The organism is Enterobacter sp. V89_11 (assembly GCF_029967775.1).
Lineage (GTDB): Bacteria > Pseudomonadota > Gammaproteobacteria > Enterobacterales > Enterobacteriaceae > Enterobacter > Enterobacter ludwigii.
This window is the reverse complement of the sequence record NZ_JASCAN010000006.1, coordinates 26,098-47,737: the sequence shown is the minus strand read 5'-3', so window position 1 is coordinate 47,737 and position 21,640 is coordinate 26,098. Positions and strand designations below refer to the sequence as shown.

The 21,640-nt window shown below is 54.6% G+C and carries 20 protein-coding genes; 10 read left to right on the top strand and 10 right to left on the bottom strand.

Annotated features, from left to right (window positions below; all coding sequences use genetic code 11):
- Positions 1-147: 147 nt before the first annotated feature.
- A complete protein-coding gene (dnaN, locus tag QLG09_RS06185; RefSeq protein WP_014167956.1) occupies positions 148-1,248 on the bottom strand; it encodes a DNA polymerase III subunit beta in 1,101 nt (366 codons plus the stop codon).
- 4 nt (positions 1,249-1,252) lie between these two features.
- A complete protein-coding gene (gene dnaA / locus QLG09_RS06180; RefSeq protein ID WP_020882755.1) occupies positions 1,253-2,650 on the bottom strand; it encodes a chromosomal replication initiator protein DnaA in 1,398 nt (465 codons plus the stop codon).
- Between the two features lie 600 nt (positions 2,651-3,250).
- Between dnaA and rpmH the strand changes: the two genes are divergently transcribed.
- The 9 genes from rpmH to QLG09_RS06135 all read left to right on the top strand — a co-directional run bounded on the left by rpmH (position 3,251) and on the right by QLG09_RS06135 (position 10,770).
- Complete coding sequence (rpmH, locus tag QLG09_RS06175; RefSeq protein ID WP_000831330.1) at positions 3,251-3,391, top strand: 50S ribosomal protein L34; 141 nt, start codon at positions 3,251-3,253, stop codon at positions 3,389-3,391.
- 16 nt (positions 3,392-3,407) lie between these two features.
- The gene (gene rnpA / locus QLG09_RS06170) at positions 3,408-3,767 is read left to right on the top strand and encodes a ribonuclease P protein component (RefSeq protein ID WP_014172301.1); all 360 of its coding nucleotides are present in this window, start codon (positions 3,408-3,410) and stop codon (positions 3,765-3,767) included.
- Positions 3,731-3,988, top strand: a complete 258-nt coding sequence (gene yidD, locus QLG09_RS06165; protein ID WP_001307474.1) for a membrane protein insertion efficiency factor YidD — start codon at positions 3,731-3,733, stop codon at positions 3,986-3,988. The genes rnpA and yidD overlap by 37 nt, the downstream gene beginning before the upstream one ends.
- A 2-nt stretch (positions 3,989-3,990) precedes the next feature.
- Positions 3,991-5,634, top strand: a complete 1,644-nt coding sequence (yidC, locus tag QLG09_RS06160) for a membrane protein insertase YidC (protein ID WP_063435389.1) — start codon at positions 3,991-3,993, stop codon at positions 5,632-5,634.
- A 72-nt stretch (positions 5,635-5,706) separates the two neighbouring features.
- Positions 5,707-7,071 (top strand): tRNA uridine-5-carboxymethylaminomethyl(34) synthesis GTPase MnmE, encoded by a 1,365-nt coding sequence (gene mnmE, locus QLG09_RS06155; protein WP_014172299.1) that lies wholly within the window; start codon positions 5,707-5,709, stop codon positions 7,069-7,071.
- Positions 7,072-7,182: 111 nt separating this feature from the next.
- Positions 7,183-8,358: an MFS transporter gene (locus QLG09_RS06150; RefSeq protein WP_049021951.1), complete on the top strand. Its 1,176-nt coding sequence runs from the start codon at positions 7,183-7,185 to the stop codon at positions 8,356-8,358.
- Positions 8,327-9,298 carry an HTH-type transcriptional regulator YidZ gene (gene yidZ / locus QLG09_RS06145; protein WP_044857051.1) on the top strand — a complete coding sequence of 324 codons (972 nt, stop codon included), beginning with the start codon at positions 8,327-8,329 and terminating at the stop codon, positions 9,296-9,298. Before QLG09_RS06150 ends, yidZ begins: the two co-directional genes overlap by 32 nt.
- A 122-nt stretch (positions 9,299-9,420) precedes the next feature.
- The gene (locus tag QLG09_RS06140; RefSeq protein WP_014172296.1) at positions 9,421-10,167 is read left to right on the top strand and encodes a hypothetical protein; all 747 of its coding nucleotides are present in this window, start codon (positions 9,421-9,423) and stop codon (positions 10,165-10,167) included.
- A 36-nt stretch (positions 10,168-10,203) separates the two neighbouring features.
- Positions 10,204-10,770 (top strand): NADPH-dependent FMN reductase, encoded by a 567-nt coding sequence (locus QLG09_RS06135; protein WP_020882759.1) that lies wholly within the window; start codon positions 10,204-10,206, stop codon positions 10,768-10,770.
- Positions 10,771-10,857: 87 nt separating this feature from the next.
- On the opposite strand, the gene QLG09_RS06130 is transcribed toward QLG09_RS06135, so the two are convergent.
- Positions 10,858-12,195, bottom strand: coding sequence for an NCS2 family permease (locus QLG09_RS06130; RefSeq protein WP_152691329.1), 1,338 nt, complete (start codon positions 12,193-12,195; stop codon positions 10,858-10,860).
- A gap of 165 nt (positions 12,196-12,360) precedes the next feature.
- On the opposite strand from QLG09_RS06130, the gene yieH reads away from it, so the two are divergent.
- A complete protein-coding gene (gene yieH / locus QLG09_RS06125; RefSeq protein ID WP_014172293.1) occupies positions 12,361-13,026 on the top strand; it encodes a 6-phosphogluconate phosphatase in 666 nt (221 codons plus the stop codon).
- A gap of 84 nt (positions 13,027-13,110) precedes the next feature.
- Here yieH and phoU read toward each other — a convergent pair whose 3' ends face one another.
- The 7 genes from phoU to glmU form a co-directional block, all read right to left on the bottom strand.
- The gene (gene phoU / locus QLG09_RS06120; RefSeq protein ID WP_008500182.1) at positions 13,111-13,836 is read right to left on the bottom strand and encodes a phosphate signaling complex protein PhoU; all 726 of its coding nucleotides are present in this window, start codon (positions 13,834-13,836) and stop codon (positions 13,111-13,113) included.
- A gap of 14 nt (positions 13,837-13,850) precedes the next feature.
- Complete coding sequence (gene pstB / locus QLG09_RS06115) at positions 13,851-14,624, bottom strand: phosphate ABC transporter ATP-binding protein PstB (protein WP_014172291.1); 774 nt, start codon at positions 14,622-14,624, stop codon at positions 13,851-13,853.
- A 47-nt stretch (positions 14,625-14,671) separates the two neighbouring features.
- A complete protein-coding gene (pstA, locus tag QLG09_RS06110; protein ID WP_014172289.1) occupies positions 14,672-15,562 on the bottom strand; it encodes a phosphate ABC transporter permease PstA in 891 nt (296 codons plus the stop codon).
- Complete coding sequence (gene pstC, locus QLG09_RS06105; RefSeq protein WP_014172288.1) at positions 15,562-16,521, bottom strand: phosphate ABC transporter permease PstC; 960 nt, start codon at positions 16,519-16,521, stop codon at positions 15,562-15,564. Before pstC ends, pstA begins: the two co-directional genes overlap by 1 nt.
- Positions 16,522-16,601: 80 nt before the next feature.
- Positions 16,602-17,642, bottom strand: a complete 1,041-nt coding sequence (gene pstS / locus QLG09_RS06100; protein ID WP_014172287.1) for a phosphate ABC transporter substrate-binding protein PstS — start codon at positions 17,640-17,642, stop codon at positions 16,602-16,604.
- A 321-nt stretch (positions 17,643-17,963) separates the two neighbouring features.
- Positions 17,964-19,793 (bottom strand): glutamine--fructose-6-phosphate transaminase (isomerizing), encoded by a 1,830-nt coding sequence (gene glmS, locus QLG09_RS06095; RefSeq protein WP_032679281.1) that lies wholly within the window; start codon positions 19,791-19,793, stop codon positions 17,964-17,966.
- Positions 19,794-20,021: 228 nt separating this feature from the next.
- Positions 20,022-21,392, bottom strand: coding sequence for a bifunctional UDP-N-acetylglucosamine diphosphorylase/glucosamine-1-phosphate N-acetyltransferase GlmU (gene glmU, locus QLG09_RS06090; RefSeq protein ID WP_049021947.1), 1,371 nt, complete (start codon positions 21,390-21,392; stop codon positions 20,022-20,024).
- Between the last annotated feature and the right edge of the window lie 248 nt (positions 21,393-21,640).

Here is a 21,640-nt window from a genome sequence, read left to right as displayed (position 1 = left end):
ATCTGGATTTCTTCGGGCCAGGGCGTAATCGGCTCAGCCCGTTTCAACGCGGACTGCACGCAGACCCTGGCGCGTACACAAAGTACGAGACAGGGGCGAGCACAGCCCGGGTTGAAAAAGGCAAGAAAGATAGCCCGATAGCGTTCACTACAGCCTCATCGGCATGACAACGTAAGCCGCACTTTGGCTGGCCGCATCTTCAATCTGTACACTCGAAACGGAGTCGGTCAGCAGAATGCGAACGTTCTCGCATTTAAGCGCGTTCAACACATCCAGCACATAGCTGACGTTAAAGCCGATTTCCATCTCAGTCCCGGCATAGGTGACGTCCAGAATCTCTTCTGCCTCTTCCTGCTCCGGGTTGTTGGCGGTGATTTTGATCTGATTTTCGCTCACATACAGACGCACCCCGCGGAATTTCTCGTTAGAGAGAATCGCGGCGCGGGCAAAGGCCTGCTTGAGGCTGTCGCAACCGGCTTCCAGCGTTTTGTCCGGGTTCTTCGGCAATACTCGGCGATAATCGGGGAAACGACCGTCAACCAGCTTCGATGTGAAGACAAAATCACCCACGTGAGCACGGATGTTATTGCTGCCGATCTGCACGCGCAGTGGCGTATCACCACCGTCGAGCATACGCATCAGCTCAATCACCCCTTTACGCGGTACGATCACCGAATGGTTTGGCAGCGAGTCGCCAATGGGCATGGAACAGACTGCCAGTCGGTGACCGTCGGTAGCCACGGTACGCAGCTCTTCACCTTCGGTTTCGAACAGCATGCCGTTTAAGTAGTAACGAACGTCCTGATGCGCCATTGAGAACTGCGTGGCTTCAATCAGACGCTTCATCGTTGCCTGCGGCAGGGTGAATTCAACTTCACTCTGCCAGTCGTCCAGGTTCGGGAAGTCCGCGGCTGGCAGCGTGGAGAGCGAGAAACGGCTGCGGCCAGAGCGCACCAGCATACGGTCGCCTTCCAGCTGCACGGCAATTTCAGCGCCTTCCGGCAGCCCGCGGCAGATATCAAAGAATTTACGTGCCGGAACAGTGGTCGCGCCCGCTTCATGCGGCTGAGACAGCGTAACGCGCGCGATCATTTCCATTTCCAGATCTGTGCCGGTCAGCGACAGCGTACCGTCCGCGACCTGAAGCAGCAGGTTTCCGAGAATTGGCAGCGTTGGGCGGCCACCTAATGGGCCACTCACCTGTTGCAGCGGTTTTAATAAATGTTCACGTTCAACGGTAAATTTCATAGCGTCACGATGATAATGTTCTGATTAAATTGGAAAAATCTTCTTTTATGTCGTGGCTTTCTTCGCGTAACTGCTCAATCTTACGACAAGCGTGCAGCACGGTCGTATGGTCACGGCCACCAAACGCATCGCCGATCTCCGGCAGACTGTGGTTGGTTAACTCCTTTGCCAGCGCCATCGCCATCTGACGCGGACGCGCCACCGAGCGGGAACGACGTTTAGACAGCAAATCTGCCACTTTGATTTTGTAGTACTCGGCCACCGTCTTTTGAATATTGTCGATAGTGACCAATTTTTCCTGCAGTGCCAGCAAATCGCGCAGCGCTTCACGCACAAAATCGATGGTGATCGCACGGCCGGTGAAGTTGGCATTGGCAATCACGCGGTTCAGTGCCCCTTCAAGCTCACGGACGTTGGAGCGCAGACGCTTGGCAATAAAGAACGCCACTTCACCCGGCAGGCGAATGTCGTTTTCATCGGCTTTCTTCATCAGGATCGCGACGCGGGTTTCCAGTTCTGGTGGCTCGATCGCCACGGTCAGTCCCCAGCCAAAACGGGATTTCAGACGATCTTCAACGCCGTTGATCTCTTTTGGATAACGATCCGACGTCAAAATGATCTGCTGATTACCTTCCAGCAGCGCATTAAAGGTGTGGAAAAACTCTTCCTGGGATCGTTCTTTGTTGGCAAAGAACTGGATGTCATCGATAAGCAGTGCGTCAACAGAACGGTAGTAGCGTTTAAACTCTTCGATCGCATTGTTTTGCAGGGCTTTTACCATGTCCTGAACGAAGCGCTCGGAGTGCATATACACCACTTTCGCATTTGGCTTACGCGCCATAATGCCGTTGCCTACCGCATGCAGAAGGTGCGTTTTACCCAAACCCGTGCCGCCATAAAGGAACAGCGGGTTGTAGGCACCACCGGGGTTATCTGCAACCTGGCGTGCCGCCGCGCGCGCCAGCTGGTTCGATTTACCTTCAACGAAGTTATCGAACGTGTGTTTAACATTGACGTTAGAACGGTAGGTTTGCTCTGCCGGAGCAGGCACGTTGTCCCAGCCCGAACGGGTCGCCGGAAGGGCGCGCGGTGCCGGAGCGGGGGCTGCCTGAGCAGGTATTGCCACATTTACCGTTTCACGCACGGTCTGCGTGACCGGTTTTGTTCCCACTTCAAAGCGTAGCTGTGGCGCATCGGATCCGCAGAAATCATTCAGCAGTCCATTGATGTTATTAAGGTACTTGTCCCTTACCCAATCGAGCACAAAACGGTTTGGCGCATACAAAGCCAGCGTGTTATCGCTCAGTTCCGCCTGCAAGGGGCGGATCCACATACTGAATTCTGTGGCTGGTAACTCATCCTGCAATCGGGCAAGACACTGCTGCCAAAGCGAAAGTGACACGGCGGACTCCACTCGAACAATAAAAGAAAACTATTGAATATTCATGATTGTTGGCGCACATCGACATGACCCTGTGCAAAAGGGTGATGTGCGAACCGCTATCTGCGGTTATACCCGGCCAGGATCGCTGGATCCCGATCGGGACCGCGGATCATAGCCTAAACTGAGCCAGAGATCTTCTGTTTCTCACAGATTCTTCCCGATTTATCCACAGGAAGATCGGAAACCGGGTAAGTGTAAACGATCCTGGGGCGAGTACCCTACGATTTAGCCCGCATATTGGAAAAATTAATGAGCACAGACAATTTCTTGCTTAAATGATCTAACGAAGATCCGGGACGATCCTTGCGCTTTGTTTGGGAGGCCGTATAATCCTCGACCCGGCGCGTGGTGCTCATCTTCCTGCGTCGTCCGTTGCTCATTTTCCACGCGAAAACGTGCGGAAATACGCGGGAAATAAGGAAAGAGAATTGACTCCGGAGTGTACAATTATTACAATCCGGCCTCTTTAATCACCCACGCTGAGGCGTTAGTCGTTCGAAACTCGTTCGGGTATACGCAAAAGTCAGTGAATTTATTCAAGTTTAGGTAGAAATCGCCATGAAACGCACTTTTCAACCGTCTGTACTGAAGCGCAACCGTTCTCACGGCTTCCGTGCTCGTATGGCTACTAAAAATGGTCGTCAGGTTCTGGCACGTCGTCGTGCTAAAGGCCGCGCTCGTCTGACCGTTTCCAAGTAATAAAGCTAACCCCTGAGTGGTTAAGCTAGCATTTCCCAGGGAGTTACGTTTGTTAACTCCCACTCATTTCACTTTCGTCTTCCAGCAGCCACAACGGGCTGGCACGCCGCAAATCACCATCCTCGGCCGCCTGAATTCGCTGGGGCATCCCCGCATCGGTCTTACTGTCGCCAAGAAAAACGTTAAGCGTGCGCATGAACGCAATCGGATTAAACGTCTGACGCGTGAAAGCTTCCGTTTACGTCAGCACGAACTGCCTTCAATGGATTTCGTGGTGGTGGCTAAAAAAGGGGTTGCCGACCTCGATAACCGTGCTCTCTCGGAAGCGTTGGAAAAATTATGGCGCCGCCATTGTCGCCTGGCTCGCGGGTCCTGATAGCCCTCATTCGGGTCTATCAACGCCTGATTAGTCCGCTACTCGGGCCGCACTGCCGTTTCACGCCAACATGCTCAAGCTACGGAATTGAGGCATTGCGCAGGTTTGGAGTGATAAAAGGCAGTTGGTTGACGGTGAAACGCGTATTAAAATGCCACCCTTTACACCCAGGTGGAGACGATCCCGTCCCGCCAGGACCCTTTGATACCAGAGAACACTAACGATGGATTCGCAACGCAATCTTCTTATCATCGCTTTGTTGTTCGTGTCTTTCATGATCTGGCAGGCATGGGAGCAGGATAAAAATCCTCAACCCCAGCAGCAGACCACGCAGACTACGACCACCGCAGCGGGTAGCGCCGCCGACCAGGGCGTACCGGCCAGTGGCCAGGGGAAACAGATTACGGTTAAGACCGATGTGCTTGAGCTGACTATCAACACCCGTGGTGGTGATGTTGAGCAGGCGCTGCTGTTGACCTACCCAAAAGAGCTGAAGTCTAACGAACCGTTCCAGTTACTGGAAACCACGCCTGAGTTTATCTACCAGGCTCAGAGCGGCCTGACCGGTCGTGATGGCCCGGATAACCCGGCTAACGGTGCGCGTCCACTGTACAACGTCGAGAAAGAGACCTTCGTACTGGCTGATGGTCAGAACGAAATCGCTATCCCGATGACCTACACCGACGCCGCGGGCAACACCTTCACCAAAACCTTCACCCTGAAACGCGGTGAATATGCGGTGAACGTGGGCTACAGCGTTCAGAACACCAGTGCGAAACCGCTGGAACTGTCGACCTTTGGTCAGCTGAAGCAGTCCATCAATCTGCCGTCTCACCGTGACACCGGAAGCAGCAACTTTGCGCTGCATACCTTCCGTGGCGCGGCGTACTCCACGCCTGATGCGAAGTACGAGAAATACAAATTCGACACCATTGCCGATAACGAAAACCTGAACGTCAGCGCTAAAGGCGGTTGGGTGGCAATGCTGCAGCAGTATTTCGCCACTGCGTGGGTGCCAACGAACGACGGTACTAACAACTTCTATACCGCGAACCTGGGTAACGGTCTTGCAGCCATTGGCTACAAATCTCAGCCGGTTCTGGTACAGCCGGGTCAAACCGGTAAGCTGGCAAGCACCCTGTGGGTCGGTCCGGAAATCCAGGACAAAATGGCTGCCGTTGCGCCGCACCTGGATCTGACCGTGGACTACGGCTGGTTGTGGTTCATCTCTCAGCCGCTGTTTAAGCTGCTGAAGTTCATCCACAGCTTCCTGGGTAACTGGGGCTTCTCCATCATCGTTATCACCTTCATCGTACGTGGCATCATGTACCCGCTGACTAAAGCGCAGTACACCTCCATGGCGAAGATGCGTATGCTGCAGCCTAAGATTCAGGCAATGCGTGAGCGTCTGGGCGATGACAAACAGCGTCAGAGCCAGGAGATGATGGCCCTGTATAAAGCAGAGAAAGTGAACCCACTGGGTGGTTGCTTCCCGCTGCTGATTCAGATGCCAATCTTCCTTGCGCTGTACTACATGCTGATGGGTTCCGTTGAGCTGCGCCACGCGCCGTTCGCCCTGTGGATCCATGACCTGTCTGCACAGGACCCGTACTACATCCTGCCGATCCTGATGGGCGTAACGATGTTCTTCATCCAGAAGATGTCGCCGACCACCGTGACCGACCCGATGCAGCAGAAGATCATGACCTTTATGCCGGTCATCTTCACCGTGTTCTTCCTGTGGTTCCCGTCAGGTCTGGTGCTGTACTATATCGTCAGCAACCTGGTGACCATTATCCAGCAGCAGCTGATTTACCGTGGTCTGGAAAAACGTGGCCTGCATAGCCGCGAAAAGAAAAAGTCCTGATTCGGTAAGTTAACGCTAAAATAAGGGCGGTCGATTGACCGCCTTTTTTATTTGTATTGAACGAGACCAACCATGAGCCATAACGACACTATCGTCGCCCAGGCAACCCCACCGGGACGCGGTGGTGTAGGCATTCTGCGTATCTCCGGCCTGAAGGCCCGCGAGGTCGCCGAAGCGGTGCTGGGTAAACTGCCAAAGCCGCGCTACGCTGATTATCTGCCGTTTAAAGACACTGACGGCACGCCGCTGGACCAGGGCATTGCGCTGTGGTTCCCGGGCCCGAACTCCTTTACCGGAGAAGACGTGCTGGAGCTGCAGGGCCACGGTGGCCCGGTCATCCTCGACCTGCTGTTAAAACGCATTCTGACGCTGCCGGGCCTGCGCATTGCAAAGCCAGGTGAGTTCTCCGAGCGTGCCTTCCTGAACGACAAGCTCGACCTCGCACAGGCAGAAGCAATTGCTGACCTGATCGACGCCAGCTCCGAGCAGGCAGCCCGCTCCGCACTGAACTCGCTTCAGGGCGCGTTCTCGGCGCGCGTGAATCATCTTGTGGAAGCACTTACTCACCTGCGCATCTATGTCGAAGCAGCTATCGATTTCCCGGATGAGGAGATCGACTTCCTCTCTGACGGTAAAATTGAAGCTCAGCTCAATAGCGTGATGGCCGATCTCGACGCGGTGCGTGCCGAAGCACGTCAGGGTAGCCTGCTGCGCGAGGGGATGAAGGTCGTAATTGCGGGCCGCCCTAACGCCGGTAAATCGAGCCTGCTCAACGCCCTGGCGGGCCGTGAAGCGGCGATCGTCACCGACATCGCCGGTACCACCCGCGACGTGCTGCGTGAGCATATTCATATCGACGGTATGCCGCTGCACATCATCGACACGGCAGGTCTTCGCGACGCCAGTGACGAAGTAGAGCGCATCGGTATCGAACGTGCCTGGCAAGAGATTGAGCAGGCTGACCGCGTGCTGTTTATGGTGGACGGTACCACGACCGATGCCGTTGATCCGGCGGACATCTGGCCCGACTTTATTGCCCGCCTGCCAGCAAAACTGCCGATCACCGTGGTGCGTAATAAAGCGGATGTGACCGGCGAAACGCTGGGTATCAGTGAAGTGAATGGCCACTCACTTATTCGCCTGTCGGCCCGTACCGGTGAAGGCGTTGACGACCTGCGCAACCATCTCAAACAGAGCATGGGCTTTGATACCAGTATGGAAGGCGGCTTCCTTGCGCGCCGTCGTCACCTTCAGGCGCTGGAAGACGCGGCACGCCACCTCGATCAGGGGAAAGCGCAGCTGCTTGGCGCATGGGCGGGTGAACTGCTGGCGGAAGAGCTGCGTCTGGCGCAGCAAAATCTGAGTGAGATAACTGGCGAATTTACCTCGGACGATCTGCTGGGACGGATTTTCTCGAGCTTCTGTATCGGCAAGTAATTACCGCTGATGAAGGGTGATTTCCTCCCGGGAAATCACCTTTGTCCAAATGGCAACTCGCCTAATCCCTTTTATCCCCCTATTCTGCTTGCCTGCATCTATGGGGGGTTTATGGCTCGTTTTCTGTTTTGTAGTTTTGCGCTGGTTCTGCTCTATCCATCGGGTATTGATATGTATCTGGTGGGGCTGCCGCACATTGCCCGCGATCTGGGTGCCAGCGAGGCGCAGCTGCATATTGCGTTTTCGGCCTATCTCGCCGGGATGGCATCATCGATGGTATTTGCCGGGAAAATCGCGGACAAAGCGGGTCGTCAGCCCATGGCCATTACCTGTGCCCTCATCTTCGCGCTGGCGTCAATGCTCTGCTCCCTGGCCCAGGACAGTACCCTGTTCCTGACAGGACGCTTTATCCAGGGAATAGGTGCCGGTGGCTGTTATGTGGTGGCCTTCGCCATCCTGCGCGATACCTTAAGCGCCCAGCGCCGTGCCAAAGTGCTTTCCATGCTCAACGGTATTACCTGCATCATTCCGGTGATGGCGCCGGTGGTGGGCTATCTGATCATGCTGAAATTCCCATGGCAGAGCCTGTTCTGGACGATGGCGGCCATGGGTGCGCTGGTCTTTATCCTCTCGATCACGGTGCTGAAAGAGACCCATCCAGGCTCGCAAAACGCAGGCCATACGGCAACCCTTCATCCGGCCGAGACGCTGCTAAACCGCTTTTTCCTGAGTCGCCTGGCCATTACCACACTGAGCGTGGCAGTGATCCTGACGTATGTAAACGTTTCCCCGGTGTTGCTGATGGAGACCATGGGGTTTGATCGCGGTGAGTATTCCACCGTGATGGCACTTACCGCGATGGTCAGTATGGCCGTCTCGTTCTCGACGCCGTTCGCACTGAATATCTTCCGTCAGCGCACGCTCATGCTAACCTCTCAGGTGCTGTTCCTCGCTGCGGGGGGGATTCTGGCGACCACCAGCACACATGCGCTGATGCTGGTAGGGATTACGCTGATTTGCGCCGGCTTCTCCGTCGGCTTTGGCGTGGCGATGAGTCAGGCACTTGGCCCGTTCTCGCTGCGCGCGGGTGTGGCAAGCTCGGTACTGGGTATTGCGCAGGTCTGCGGTTCGTCGCTGTGGATATGGCTGGCGGCGGTCATCGGCCTTAATGCGCTCAATATGCTGATCGGGATTCTGATTGGTTGTAGCATGCTCTGCATTACCTTACTTATGGTCATCCAGCCCGCGGCCCATTATGAAGAAGCCAATCAGCAGTCTCGATCTTAACCTGTTGTTGTGCCTGCAGCTTTTGCTGCAGGAGCGCAGCGTAACCAAAGCCGCGAAACGGATGAACGTGACCCCGTCCGCGGTAAGTAAATCGCTGGCGAAACTGCGCGACTGGTTTGACGATCCGCTGTTTGTGAAAACACCGTTAGGCCTGCTGCCGACACCGCTGACGATGAGTCTGGAGCAGGATCTGGCCGACTGGATGCAGATTGGCAATCAGATCCTCGATAAATTCCATCATGACTCCCCGGGCGGGCTGACGTTCGTGCTGGCCGCGGAAACGCCTCTGATGCTGATCCGTTTTAATGCCCTGCTCGAGCAGGTCAATCAGCGCTATCCACAGGCCACGGTAAAGATGCGCCACTGGGATTACGACTCGGTGGATGCCATTACGCGCGGAGAAGTCGATCTTGGCTTCACGGGCCGTGAAACACATCCGCGCTCCCGCGAGCTGTTGAAGCTCATGCCGTGGTTTATCGACTACGAAATTTTGTTCAGCGACCGTCCCTGCGTCTATTTGCGCGAAGATCATCCGGCTCTTCGGGAAGAGTGGAACCTGGAGACTTTCCTCCGCTATCCGCATATCAGCATCTTCTGGGAGCGCAGCGACACCTGGGCGCTTGATGAGGTGCTCAGAGAGATGGGACGTGAGCGTAATATCGCCATGAGCCTGCCCGGTTTCGAACAGTCGATGTTTATGGCGGCGCAGCCCGGCCATAACTACATCGCCACGGCGCCACACTACTGCCATCACTATAATCAACTCCACCAGCGTAAGCTGATCGCCCTGCCCATTCCCATTGATGAAGCCCAGGCTGAAAAACTGACCGTTCCTTTCACGCTGATCTGGCATAAACGAAACAGCCATAATCCGAAAATCCTCTGGCTCCGTGAGACAATCAAAGCGCTATATGCCGCTCCAGCGCTTATTTTTGCCTAAGAAAATGTAAAGTTGGGTCCTCAGGCTTCTCTTACTCCCATTTACTGATTAAAACAGAAGGCAAGTTAAGCGATAATCATGTAACCGTTTAACCGAATACGACCATTATCAAGGAGCGAAAAATGGCAACGCACTTTGCAAGAGGGATACTGACAGAGGGACATCTCGTATCGGCCAGAATTTCATCCGCGTGTCACCAGGAAGCACGTAAACTGCCGGAGCATCGCCGGACGCGGTTTTTGGCATCCCGCGCGCTTCTCGCTGAGCTGATGTTCATGCTGTACGGCACCAGTGAACTGCCGGATATCCTCACCCAACCTGAAGGCCGCCCGGTCTTTGCCGACCCGGAGCTGCCGCGTTTCTCCATTGCCTATACGGGCAATATCATTGGCGTCGCGCTCACCACTGAAGGGGATTGCGGCCTGGACATGGAGCTTCAGCACGCAACCCGCGGCTTCCACGGCGCGAACCCGCACGATGACTACCCGCTTTCCAGCAATGAAAAGCTGTGGGTGCGTAACCAGAACGATCCCATCGAGGCCAGAGCTCAGCTCATTACCTTACGCCAGAGCATTCGAAAGCTCTGTGGCTGTGCATCAGACGACGCCAGCCTGCTGCAATTGCTTCCCGGCTCCGGACGTCTGCGTTCCGCTAAAGCCACGCTGGTAGAGGCGCTCAGCGATGCCGAAGACGTACTGATTTGGTCCATCGCGGTGACCCCCGCCATCGAACGATTGAAAATCTGGGAATTTGACAGTCAACACGGATGGAGTAGCCTTCCGGATGTGCCCGAGCGAGCCAACGAACCCGCCGCACGCCTGATGAGATTAACCAGTTTACCGGCAGAAAAAGCATATACCCTTAGCTGATCCATTCAGGGTCATCATGATGAAACAGGAGTAATCATGTCTGATACGTTGAAAGTTGTTACGTTACTGGGAAGCCTGCGCAAAGGTTCATTTAACGGGATGGTTGCCCGCACGCTGCCTCAGCTGGCACCGGCAGGTATGGACATTAGCGCCCTGCCATCGATTGGCGACATTCCGCTTTACGACGCGGATGTGCAGCAGGAAGAAGGGTTTCCACAGAGCGTAGAAGCGCTTGCAGAGCAGATCCGCCAGGCCGACGGCGTGGTGATTGTTACGCCTGAATATAACTACTCCGTCCCGGGTGGCCTGAAGAACGCCATTGACTGGTTATCCCGTCTCCCGGAGCAACCGCTGTCGGGTAAACCGGTGCTGATCCAGACCAGCTCTATGGGCGCGATTGGCGGGGCACGCTGCCAGTACCATCTGCGTCAGATCCTGGTCTTCCTGGATGCGATGGTAATGAACAAACCGGAATTTATGGGGGGCGTGATTCAGAACAAGGTCGACCCGCAGACGGGTGAAGTGGTGGATCAAAGTACGCGTGACCATCTTTCTGGCCAACTGACCGCGTTTGGTGATTATATTAAGCGAGTGAAAGCTTAAACGTAGTCTGACACCCTCACTCTGGCCCTCTCCCACAGGGAGAGGGCGCAAACACAAAAGCCCTTTTCGTCGAAAAGGGCTTTCTGTTTATTTGGCATCAATAAAAACAATCTTCAGCACAAACAGCAGCGCCACAATGATGACGCACGGGCTGAGGTCGCGGAAGCGACCGGTACCAATCTTCATAACGCAGTAGGAGATAAAGCCCAGCGCGATACCTTCGGTGATCGAGAAGCTAAACGGCATCATCACCGCGGTAATAAACGCAGGCACCGCTTCGGTTAAATCATCCCACTTCACGCGCGACAGGCTGGAGGTCATTAACACCCCCACGTAGATCAGCGCGCCGGCTGCTGCATACGGAGGCACCATGCCCGCCAGCGGCGACAGGAAGATCACCAGCAGGAACAGGATACCCACCACAACCGCCGTCAGACCGGTACGGCCACCCACAGAGACACCTGAAGAGGATTCAATGTAAGCGGTAACAGACGATGTACCGATAAACGCGCCGGTGACAGAGGAGACACTGTCAACAAACAGCGCCTGCTTCATGCGCGGGAATTTCCCATTCTCATCCGCCAGGCCGGCTTTGTCGGTCACGCCAATCAGCGTACCGGAGGAGTCAAACAGGTTAACCAGCATGAAGGAGAAAATCACGCCCGCCAGACCCAGGTTCAGGGAGCCTGCCAGATCGACGTGCCCAATGACGGTAGATACGCTCGGTGGCGCGGAGACAATCCCTTTGTACTGCACATCGCCCAGCATCCAGCCCAGCAGCGTGGTGACCACGATAGAAACCAGCACGGCCGCATGAATATTGCGCGAGGCCAGGATAGCGATGATAAAGAAGCCCAGCACGCCCAGCAGCACGTTGTGCGAGGTCAGGTGACCGATGCTCACCAGCGTGTCCGGGTTAGCCACGATAACGCCTGCGTTTTTCAGACCCATCATGCCGATAAACAGACCAATACCGCTGGTAATGCCCACGCGCAGGCTCACCGGAATATTGGCTATCATCCAGTAACGTACGCGGAAAATGGTCAGCAACAGCAGGCCAACCGCGCCCCAGAAGATAGCACCCATGCCGACCTGCCATGGCAGACCCATCGCCTGGACGACCACGAACGCGAAGAAAGCGTTTAGACCCATTGCCGGGGCCAGCGCCACGGGCAGGTTAGCGAACACACCCATCAGGATACTGCCCAGCGCAGCGATCAGACAGGTGGTCACGAAGACGGCGCTGGTGTCCATGCCAGCAACGCCCAGAATTTGTGGGTTAACAAAAACGATATAGACCATCGTCAGGAAGGTGGTGAAACCGGCGATCACTTCGGTGCGTGCCGTTGTGCCGTGCTCACGCAGTTTAAACACGCGCTCAAGCAGACCCTGACCAGATGTCTGGGTAGTGTATTGTTGACTCATCATCAATTTCCGAACAAGGAGGGAAAATTCGTCGCTATCCTATACCAAAATGCGACAATAGTGGCGGTTACAAGATACTTTTTTCATTGATTTTGCTTATACGGCAACGATTGCGTCTCATTAAACTGCCGTACGTAAACGTTAAACTTGTAAAAAGGGAAAGGCATGTCCGGAATTGAAGCGGTATTTTTCGACTGCGACGGTACGCTGGTCGACAGTGAGGTCATTTGTTCCCGCGCGTATGTGACCATGTTCAGGGAATTTGGCATTACGCTGGATCTCGAAGAGGTGTTTAAACGCTTTAAAGGTGTGAAGCTCTACGAGATCATCGACATCATTAACGAAGAGCACGGTGTGGATCTGGCGAAAGCAGATCTGGAGCCGGTCTACCGCGCCGAGGTCGCACGCCTCTTCGACTCCGAACTGGAGGTCATTGCCGGGGCGAATGCGCTTCTGGATGCGATGACGGTGCCCATCTGCGTGGTCTCGAACGGTCCGGTCAGCAAAATGCAGCACTCGCTGGGTAAGCTTGAAATGTTGCACCACTTCCCGGAAAAACTGTTCAGCGGCTACGATATCCAGCGCTGGAAGCCAGACCCGGCGTTGATGTTCCATGCAGCAAAAGCGATGAACGTTAACGTGGCGAACTGCATTCTGGTGGATGACTCTTCTGCGGGAGCGCAGTCGGGGATTGATGCGGGTATGGAGGTGTTTTACTTCTGCGCCGATCCGCACAACAAACCGATCGATCATCCAAAAGTGACGACCTTCACCGATCTGGCGCAGCTGCCAGAATTGTGGAAGGCTCGCGGGTGGAATATTACTCGCTAAAAAAAGCCGGATAGCGCTGACGCTTATCCGGCCTATAAGGCTCGCAGGCCCGGTAAGCTCAGCAGCACCGGGCATGTTAGCGCATCACTCTTTCGGATCTTTACCCGCCAGCAGCTTGTCCAGCTCATCGCCGCCAACGTGACGGAAATCCTGTCCTTTCACGAAGTAGAAGATGTATTCGCAAATGTTCTGGCAACGGTCACCGATACGCTCGATTGAGCGCGCGCAGAACAGCGCGGTCAGGACGCTTGGGATCGTACGGGAGTCTTCCATCATGTAGGTCATCAGCTGACGCACGATGCCTTCATACTCCTGGTCGACCTTTTTGTCTTCACGGTAGATACGTACCGCTTCGTCCAGATCCATACGCGCAAAGGCATCCAGTACGTCATGCAGCATCTGCACGGTATGACGACCCAGCGACTCGAGGCTCACCAGCAGTGGCTGGTGCTGCTGAGAGAATTTCTCCAGCGCGGTGCGGCAGATTTTATCTGCAACGTCACCAATACGCTCCAGCTCGGCGATGGTTTTGATGATCGCCATAACCAGACGCAGGTCGCTCGCCGTTGGCTGACGCTTGGCGATAATACGCACGCAGGCTTCATCAATGGCGACTTCCATCATATTGACGTTTTTATCACCTTCGATAACGCGCTTTGCCAGCTCGCTGTCCTGGTTGTGCATCGCGGTAATGGCATCGGAAAGCTGCTGCTCAACCATGCCACCCATGGTCATCACCTGAGTGCGAATACTTTCCAGCTCTGCGTTGAACTGGCCTGAAATGTGTTTGTTAAGATTGAGATTGTCCATAGCGCGCTCCTGAATCAACCGTAACGACCGGTGATATAGTCTTCTGTTTGCTTTTTAGCGGGCTTGGTGAACAGATCGTCCGTATTACTGAACTCAATCAACTCGCCCAGGTACATAAACGCCGTGTAATCGGAACAACGCGCAGCCTGCTGCATGTTGTGGGTCACGATAACCACGGTGTAATCCTGCTTCAGCTCGGTGATCAACTCTTCAATACGGCCGGTTGAGATCGGGTCCAGAGCTGAACACGGCTCATCCAGCAACAACACTTCCGGGCGAATGGCGATACCACGCGCAATGCACAGACGCTGCTGCTGACCACCGGAGAGAGAGTAACCGCTCTGGTGCAACTTATCTTTGGTTTCGTTCCATAATGCGGCCTTGGTCAAAGCCCACTGAACGCGCTCATCCATATCCGTACGGGAGAGCTTTTCAAACAGACGTACGCCAAAGGCAATGTTGTCGTAGATGGACATCGGGAACGGCGTCGGTTTCTGGAACACCATCCCGACTTTTGCACGCAGCAGGGCGATATCCTGGCTGTTGGTCAGAATGTTATCGCCGTCCAGGATGATTTCACCTTCGGCACGCTGCTCCGGATAGAGCGAATACATTTTGTTAAAGGTACGCAGCAGCGTGGATTTACCACAGCCAGACGGACCGATAAATGCCGTGACCTGGTTCCTGGCGATATCCAGGTTGATGTTCTTCAGGGCATGGAATTTGCCGTAGTAGAAGTTCAAATCACGAACCTGAATCTTACCCGGGGCAGTATCAACCATACTCATTGACTCATTTCCTCATTCGGCGCCGCGATCTGCCGCGCCGTAAAAATTTAACCGTGTTTCTGCTTCGCGAAAATGACGCGCGCCAGAATGTTCAGCAACAGTACGCAAAGGGTAATGATCAGCACCCCGGCCCAGGCCAGCTGCTGCCATTCCGCGAATGGGCTCATCGCAAATTTAAAAATCGTCACCGGCAGGTTGGCGATAGGCTGCATCATGTCCGTACTCCAGAACTGGTTGGAGAGGGCAGTAAACAGCAGCGGCGCCGTTTCGCCTGCAATACGGGCAATGGCCAGCAGGATACCGGTCATGATCCCGGAGACGGAGGCTTTTAGCGTAATCGCGGAGATCATTTTCCACTTCGGCGTGCCCAGCGCGTAAGCCGCTTCACGCAGGCTATCCGGCACCAGTTTCAGCATGTTCTCGGTGGTACGAATGACGATAGGTACCTGCAGCAGCGCCAGCGCAATCACGCCGGCCCAGCCGGAGAAGTGTTCCATCTGTGCCACCACAATGGTGTAAACAAACAGACCGACCACGATAGACGGCGCAGACAGCAGGATGTCGTTAATGAAACGAATCACCTCTGCCAGCCAGGATTTACGCCCGTACTCCGCCAGATAAATCCCCGCCATAATGCCAAGCGGTGTACCAACTACCGTCGCCCAGAGGATCAGCAAACCACTGCCCGCCAGGGCATTCGCCAGGCCGCCGCCCGCCGTATTTGGCGGCGGCGTCATCTCGGTGAACAGTGACAGCGACATCCCGTCGATGCCGCGCACAACGGTCGAGAACAGGATCCAGACCAGCCAGAACAGACCGAACGCCATCGTTGCCATTGAGAGCGTCAACGCAACGCGGTTTTTGAAACGACGCTTCGCCTGCATTTTGCGACGGGATTCCGCCAGCGCAGTGGTGCTTTGCATTTCGAGAGTTGCCATTAGCGTGCCCCCTCATTTTTTGCGAGACGCAGGATCATCAGCTTGGAGATCGCCAGCACAATGAAGGTAATCACAAACAGGATTAGGCCCAGTTCCATCAGCGCCGCGACGTGCAGCCCGGATTCCGCTTCGGCAAATTCATTCGCCAGTGCGGAAGTAATACTGTTACCCGGCATGTAGAGGGAGGCGCTGTCGAGCTGGTAGGTGTTACCGATAATAAAGGTCACCGCCATGGTTTCACCCAAAGCACGGCCTAAACCCAGCATGACGCCGCCAATCACCCCATTTTTGGTGAACGGAAGGACGATGCGCCAGATAACTTCCCAGGTGGTGCAGCCGATGCCGTAGGCCGACTCTTTCATCATCACCGGGGTTTGTTCGAAGACATCGCGCATTACCGCCGCAATGTACGGAATAATCATAATGGCGAGGATCACCCCCGCAGCCAGAATACCGATACCGAAAGCCGGGCCAGAGAACAGGGTGCCGACAAACGGAATGGCGGAGAGAACATTACCCACCGGTTCCTGGAAGTACGTTGCGAACAGGGGAGCAAAGATAAACAGGCCCCACATGCCGTACACGATACTTGGAATAGCGGCCAGCAGTTCAATGGCGATACCCAGTGGACGACGCAGCCAGCCCGGCGCCAGTTCCGTCAGGAACAGGGCAATACCAAAGCTCACCGGCACCGCAATCAGCAGAGCGATAAACGACGTCACCAGCGTGCCGTAAATCGGCACCAGCGCACCGTAGATATCGTTCGGCGCATCCCACTCTTTGGTCCACAGGAAGGAGAAACCGAATTTCTGGATGCTCGGCCAGGAGGAGAAAATCAGGGACACGATAATGCCGCCCAGCAGCAATAGCACAATCAGCGCAGCCAGTTTGACCAGCGCGCTGAAAATCATGTCACCTTTTTTACCCGGAGGGTTAAATGCAGGCTTTGTTGCAGCCATAAATCACTCTTCTGTTAAACGCGTTTACGAAATCGGCGGGTAGCGCGAGCGCCACCCGCCATTTTCGTCAGAATACTAAATTAATACAATGCTTTACCGCTGCTGTCTTTCACGTTGGTTTTCCATGCAGCGCGAATCTGCTCAACCACGTTGTCCGGCAGGGTGGCGTAATCCAGCGCGTTAGCCTGTTTGCCGCCGTTTTTGTACGCCCAGTCAAAGAACTTCAACACTTCAGCGCCCTGCTCAGGTTTCTTCTGCTCTTTGTGAACCAGAATGAAGGTGGTAGAGGTGATTGGCCACGCACCGTCGCCTTTCTGGTTAGTCAGATCCTGAGCGAAGGATTTGCTCCAGTCAGCGCCTTTTGCAGCGTTAGCAAAGTTCTCTTCAGTCGGGCTGACTGGCTTGCCATCGGCAGAAACCAGTTTGGTGTAGGACAGGTTATTCTGCTTAGCGTACGCATACTCTACATAGCCGATAGAACCAGGCAGACGCTGTACGAACGCGGCGATACCGTCGTTGCCTTTACCACCCAGACCGGTTGGCCAGTTAACGGTAGAGCCGGAACCGACTTTAGATTTCCACTCTTCGTTCACTTTCGCCAGGTAGCTGGTGAAAACGAAAGAGGTACCGGAACCATCTGCACGACGAACCACTGCGATGTTCTGCGAAGGCAGTTTGACACCCGGGTTCAGTTTGGTGATGGCTTCGTCATCCCATTTTTTGATTTTACCGAGGTAGATGTCACCCAGGGTTTTGCCGTCCAGGACCAGCTCGCCTGATTTCAGGCCTGGAATGTTAACGGCCAGCACAACACCACCGATAACGGTCGGGAACTGGAACAGGCCTTCCTGCGCCAGTTTGTCATCAGACAGTGGAGCGTCTGATGCGCCGAAATCAACGGTATTCGCGGTAATTTGTTTTACGCCACCGGAGGAGCCGATACCCTGATAGTTAACCTTGTTACCGGTTTCTTTCTGGTAGGTATCCGCCCATTTGGCATACACCGGCGCAGGGAAGGTTGCACCAGCGCCAGTCAGGCTTGCTTCTGCAAATACAGAGAACGCGCTCAGAGATAAGGTCGCGGCGACAACAGTTGCGACAGTGGTACGCATAACTTTCATAATGTCTCCTGCAAGATTTTCGTAAATCGTTGTTTAGTGGCTACGATGAGCAAAATAGGACAAACAGGTGACAGATAAATGTACGAATTATGACAGTTTTATGACAATGAAAATTTAGCTTAAATATCAGTAAAAATTCATTTAATTATCATCTAGTTAACCACTTACATGACAGCAAGTTTTCAGAAATATTTTCTTTATGTGACACTGAAAAAAGTAGCTGAAGATGACAGATTGTCATAAATAAAAATGCGGATGGGTTGATTAAAAACAAACCAGGAAGGGTAAAAAAGCTCCACCCGAAGGTGGAGCCTGAGGGGATTATTCTACGGTGACCGATTTCGCCAGGTTACGTGGCTGGTCAACGTCAGTGCCTTTGATCAGCGCGACGTGATAGGCCAGCAACTGCAGCGGAACGGTGTAGAAGATAGGGGCAATCACCTCTTCCACATGCGGCATATCGATGATGTGCATATTGTCGCTGCTCGCAAAGCCGGCGTCTTTATCGGCGAAGACGTACAGTACACCACCGCGGGCGCGGACTTCTTCGATATTGGACTTCAGTTTTTCCAGCAGTTCGTTGTTAGGTGCCACAACGATGACCGGCATGTCTGCGTCAATCAGCGCCAGCGGGCCGTGTTTCAGCTCGCCTGCTGCGTAAGCTTCCGCGTGGATGTAGGAGATCTCTTTCAGCTTCAACGCGCCTTCCAGCGCAATTGGATACTGATCGCCACGGCCGAGGAACAGGGCGTGATGTTTGTCAGAGAAATCTTCCGCCAGCGCTTCAATGCGTTTGTCCTGAGACAGCATCTGCTCAATACGGCTTGGCAGCGCCTGCAGGCCATGAACGATGTCATGCTCAACAGCCGCATCCTGTCCTTTCAGACGCGCCAGTTTCGCCACCAGCATCAGCAGAACGGTCAGTTGAGTGGTAAACGCTTTGGTGGAGGCCACGCCGATTTCCGTGCCTGCGTTGGTCATCAGCGCCAGATCGGATTCACGAACCAGCGAAGAACCCGGCACGTTACAGATGGCCAGAGAGCCCAGATAGCCCAGCTCTTTAGAGAGACGCAGCGCCGCCAGGGTGTCCGCCGTTTCGCCAGACTGGGAAAGGGTGATCATCAGGCTATTACGACGCACCGCGGATTTGCGGTAGCGGAATTCTGAAGCGATTTCCACGTCACACGGGACACCGGCCAGGGATTCAAACCAGTAGCGGGAGACCATACCGGAGTTGTAGGAGGTACCGCAGGCCACGATCTGAATATGCTCAACCTTACCGAGCAGCTCATTGGCGTTGGCGCCCAGTTCGCTCAGGTCCACCTCGCCGTGGCTAATGCGCCCGGTCAGGGTGTTTTTGATGGCGTTCGGCTGCTCGTAAATTTCTTTCTGCATGTAGTGACGGTAAGCGCCTTTGTCGCCTGCGTCGTACTGCAGATTGGATTCGATCTCCGGGCGTTTCACCTGCTCGCCTTTGGTATCGAATACCGTCACGCTGCGACGCGTCACTTCCGCGATATCACCCTCTTCCAGGAAGATAAAGCGACGGGTAACCGGCAGAAGTGCCAGCTGGTCAGAGGCGATAAAGTTCTCGCCCATGCCCAGACCGATAACCATTGGGCTACCGGAACGTGCGGCCAGCAGCGTGGACGGATCGCGTGAATCCATGATTACCGTACCGTATGCACCGCGCAGCTGAGGGATCGCGCGCAGCACCGCTTCACGCAGTGTACCGCCCTGCTCCAGCTCCCAGTGAACCAGGTGAGCAATAACTTCGGTGTCGGTTTCAGAGACGAAGGTATAGCCGCGCGCTTTAAGTTCTTCGCGCAGCGGTTCGTGGTTTTCGATAATGCCGTTATGCACGACCACGATGTGTTCGGACACATGCGGGTGCGCATTGCCTTCAGACGGTTCGCCGTGGGTCGCCCAGCGGGTGTGCGCAATACCCGTGCCACCGTGCAGCGGATGATCTTCCGCAGCCTGGGCCAGCATCTGCACTTTACCGAGACGACGCAGACGGGTCATATGCCCTTCTGCATCCACAACCGCCAGACCGGCAGAGTCGTAACCACGGTATTCCAGACGACGTAAACCTTCGAGAAGGATTTCAGCAATATCACGCTGCGCAACTGCGCCAACAATTCCACACATAGTTTAATTTCCTGATTATGGCGTTATGCCATGCGTTGTCGCTGACCTGTATTTGCCCTTTCCGGGCACCCCGAGCCTTGTAGAGAGTGGGGTTATTGTTATAAGTACTGCCTTTGGGGGGAGGATTATGTTATCCCCTCACCCCAACCCTCTCCCCATAGGGGCGAGGGCGAAAAACACCGCACCGAACGAGCGCTCTCCTCGCGGGAGAGAGCAGGGTGCAGGTCGTTACTTTTTCTTCACCGGGCGTTTCCAGCCCTGCTTGTGAACCTGCGGCACGCGGCTCAGCACCAGCTCATTGTCGGCGACATCGCGCGTCACGGTCGTCCCGGCGGCAATGGTTACCCCGTTCCCGACCGTCACTGGTGCCACCAGCTGGGTATCAGAACCGACAAAAACATCATCACCGATGATGGTTTTAAACTTGTTGGCACCGTCATAGTTGCAGGTGATTGTTCCTGCACCAATGTTCACGTTATCGCCAATTTCTGCATCACCCAGGTAGGTTAAATGGCCGGCTTTGGAACCTTTGCCCAGACGCGCTTTTTTCATCTCAACGAAATTGCCAACATGGGCGCCTTCGAGCAATTCAGCGCCAGGGCGCAGGCGTGCGAACGGCCCAATGGTGCATGCCGCGTCCAGATGTGCATCTTCAACCACGCTGTACGGGCTAATGTCGCAGTCGTCACCGATGACGCTGTTTTTGATAACACAACCGGCACCAATTTTGACGCGGTGGCCAAGCGTGACGTTGCCTTCAAAGATAACGTTAGTATCGATTTCAACGTCGCGCCCGTGAGATAAGGTCCCGCGCAGATCGAAACGCGCCGGGTCACGCAGCATAACGCCTGCCAGGAGCAGTTTTTCAGCCTGTTCGGACTGATAAACGCGTTCCAGGCGGGAAAGCTGAAGGCGGTTATTCACCCCTTCGGTTTCGCTAATGCGTGCCGGATGAACCGCCGCAATCTCACGCCCTTCCTGATAGGCCATCGCGATGATGTCGGTGATGTAGTACTCACCCTGCGCATTGTTGTTGTTGAGCTTCGACAGCCAGCGCTTCAGGTCCGCGCCATTAGCAATCAGGATACCGGTGTTGATCTCCTGAATCTGACGTTGTGCGTCGCTGGCATCTTTATGCTCAACGATACCCGTTACGTTACCGTTTTCGCGGGTAATGCGGCCATAGCCGGTCGGATCGTCAAGCACGACGGTTAACAACCCGATACCACCCTGCGGTTTAGCTTCACGCAGGCGGGCAAGGGTGTCGACAGAGATCAGCGGGACGTCGCCGTAAAGCATCAGAATATCTTCGTCATCCGCAAAGAACGGGGCGGCCTGCTGCATGGCGTGTCCGGTCCCCAACTGTTCTGCCTGAAGCACCCAGTTGAGTTTGTCATCGTTCAGCGTCTTTTTAAGCAGATCGCCGCCGTGACCATAGACCAGATGGACCTGACGGGCACCCAGTTCATTAGCGGCATCAATGACATGCTGCACCATCGGCTTTCCTGCCAGCGTGTGCAGTACCTTTGGAAGATCGGAATACATGCGGGTACCTTTACCGGCGGCAAGGATGACCACGCTCATTGTATTGTTCAACATACGCGTCCTGACTGTAATTTGAGTAAGAAGTTAAACCCGTTGACGTTGAAAATTCTACATATTTTGCGTCATAAAATGGAATGGCGTTAAAACGTTCAACATCAGTCAATAATGGCTATTTGAGGCGATTTTTAGGGGCAGAGTAAACCCATTTTTCTCTGCAAAATAGCCTTCTCGCGATAAGTCGCTAGCACACACAATAGCTTAGCTATTCTTTTGGATCATGAATAAAGATCGGTGTGATACGA

Coding starts and splice junctions, on each gene's coding strand:
- dnaN (WP_014167956.1), bottom strand. CDS start 1,248: ATGAAATTTACCGTTGAACGTGAACATTTATTAAAACCGCTGCAACAG.
- rpmH (WP_000831330.1), top strand. CDS start 3,251: ATGAAACGCACTTTTCAACCGTCTGTACTGAAGCGCAACCGTTCTCAC.
- yidD (WP_001307474.1), top strand. CDS start 3,731: ATGGCGCCGCCATTGTCGCCTGGCTCGCGGGTCCTGATAGCCCTCATT.
- yidC (WP_063435389.1), top strand. CDS start 3,991: ATGGATTCGCAACGCAATCTTCTTATCATCGCTTTGTTGTTCGTGTCT.
- mnmE (WP_014172299.1), top strand. CDS start 5,707: ATGAGCCATAACGACACTATCGTCGCCCAGGCAACCCCACCGGGACGC.
- QLG09_RS06150 (WP_049021951.1), top strand. CDS start 7,183: ATGGCTCGTTTTCTGTTTTGTAGTTTTGCGCTGGTTCTGCTCTATCCA.
- yidZ (WP_044857051.1), top strand. CDS start 8,327: ATGAAGAAGCCAATCAGCAGTCTCGATCTTAACCTGTTGTTGTGCCTG.
- QLG09_RS06140 (WP_014172296.1), top strand. CDS start 9,421: ATGGCAACGCACTTTGCAAGAGGGATACTGACAGAGGGACATCTCGTA.
- QLG09_RS06135 (WP_020882759.1), top strand. CDS start 10,204: ATGTCTGATACGTTGAAAGTTGTTACGTTACTGGGAAGCCTGCGCAAA.
- QLG09_RS06130 (WP_152691329.1), bottom strand. CDS start 12,195: ATGAGTCAACAATACACTACCCAGACATCTGGTCAGGGTCTGCTTGAG.
- yieH (WP_014172293.1), top strand. CDS start 12,361: ATGTCCGGAATTGAAGCGGTATTTTTCGACTGCGACGGTACGCTGGTC.
- phoU (WP_008500182.1), bottom strand. CDS start 13,836: ATGGACAATCTCAATCTTAACAAACACATTTCAGGCCAGTTCAACGCA.
- pstB (WP_014172291.1), bottom strand. CDS start 14,624: ATGAGTATGGTTGATACTGCCCCGGGTAAGATTCAGGTTCGTGATTTG.
- pstA (WP_014172289.1), bottom strand. CDS start 15,562: ATGGCAACTCTCGAAATGCAAAGCACCACTGCGCTGGCGGAATCCCGT.
- pstC (WP_014172288.1), bottom strand. CDS start 16,521: ATGGCTGCAACAAAGCCTGCATTTAACCCTCCGGGTAAAAAAGGTGAC.
- pstS (WP_014172287.1), bottom strand. CDS start 17,642: ATGAAAGTTATGCGTACCACTGTCGCAACTGTTGTCGCCGCGACCTTA.
- glmS (WP_032679281.1), bottom strand. CDS start 19,793: ATGTGTGGAATTGTTGGCGCAGTTGCGCAGCGTGATATTGCTGAAATC.
- glmU (WP_049021947.1), bottom strand. CDS start 21,392: ATGTTGAACAATACAATGAGCGTGGTCATCCTTGCCGCCGGTAAAGGT.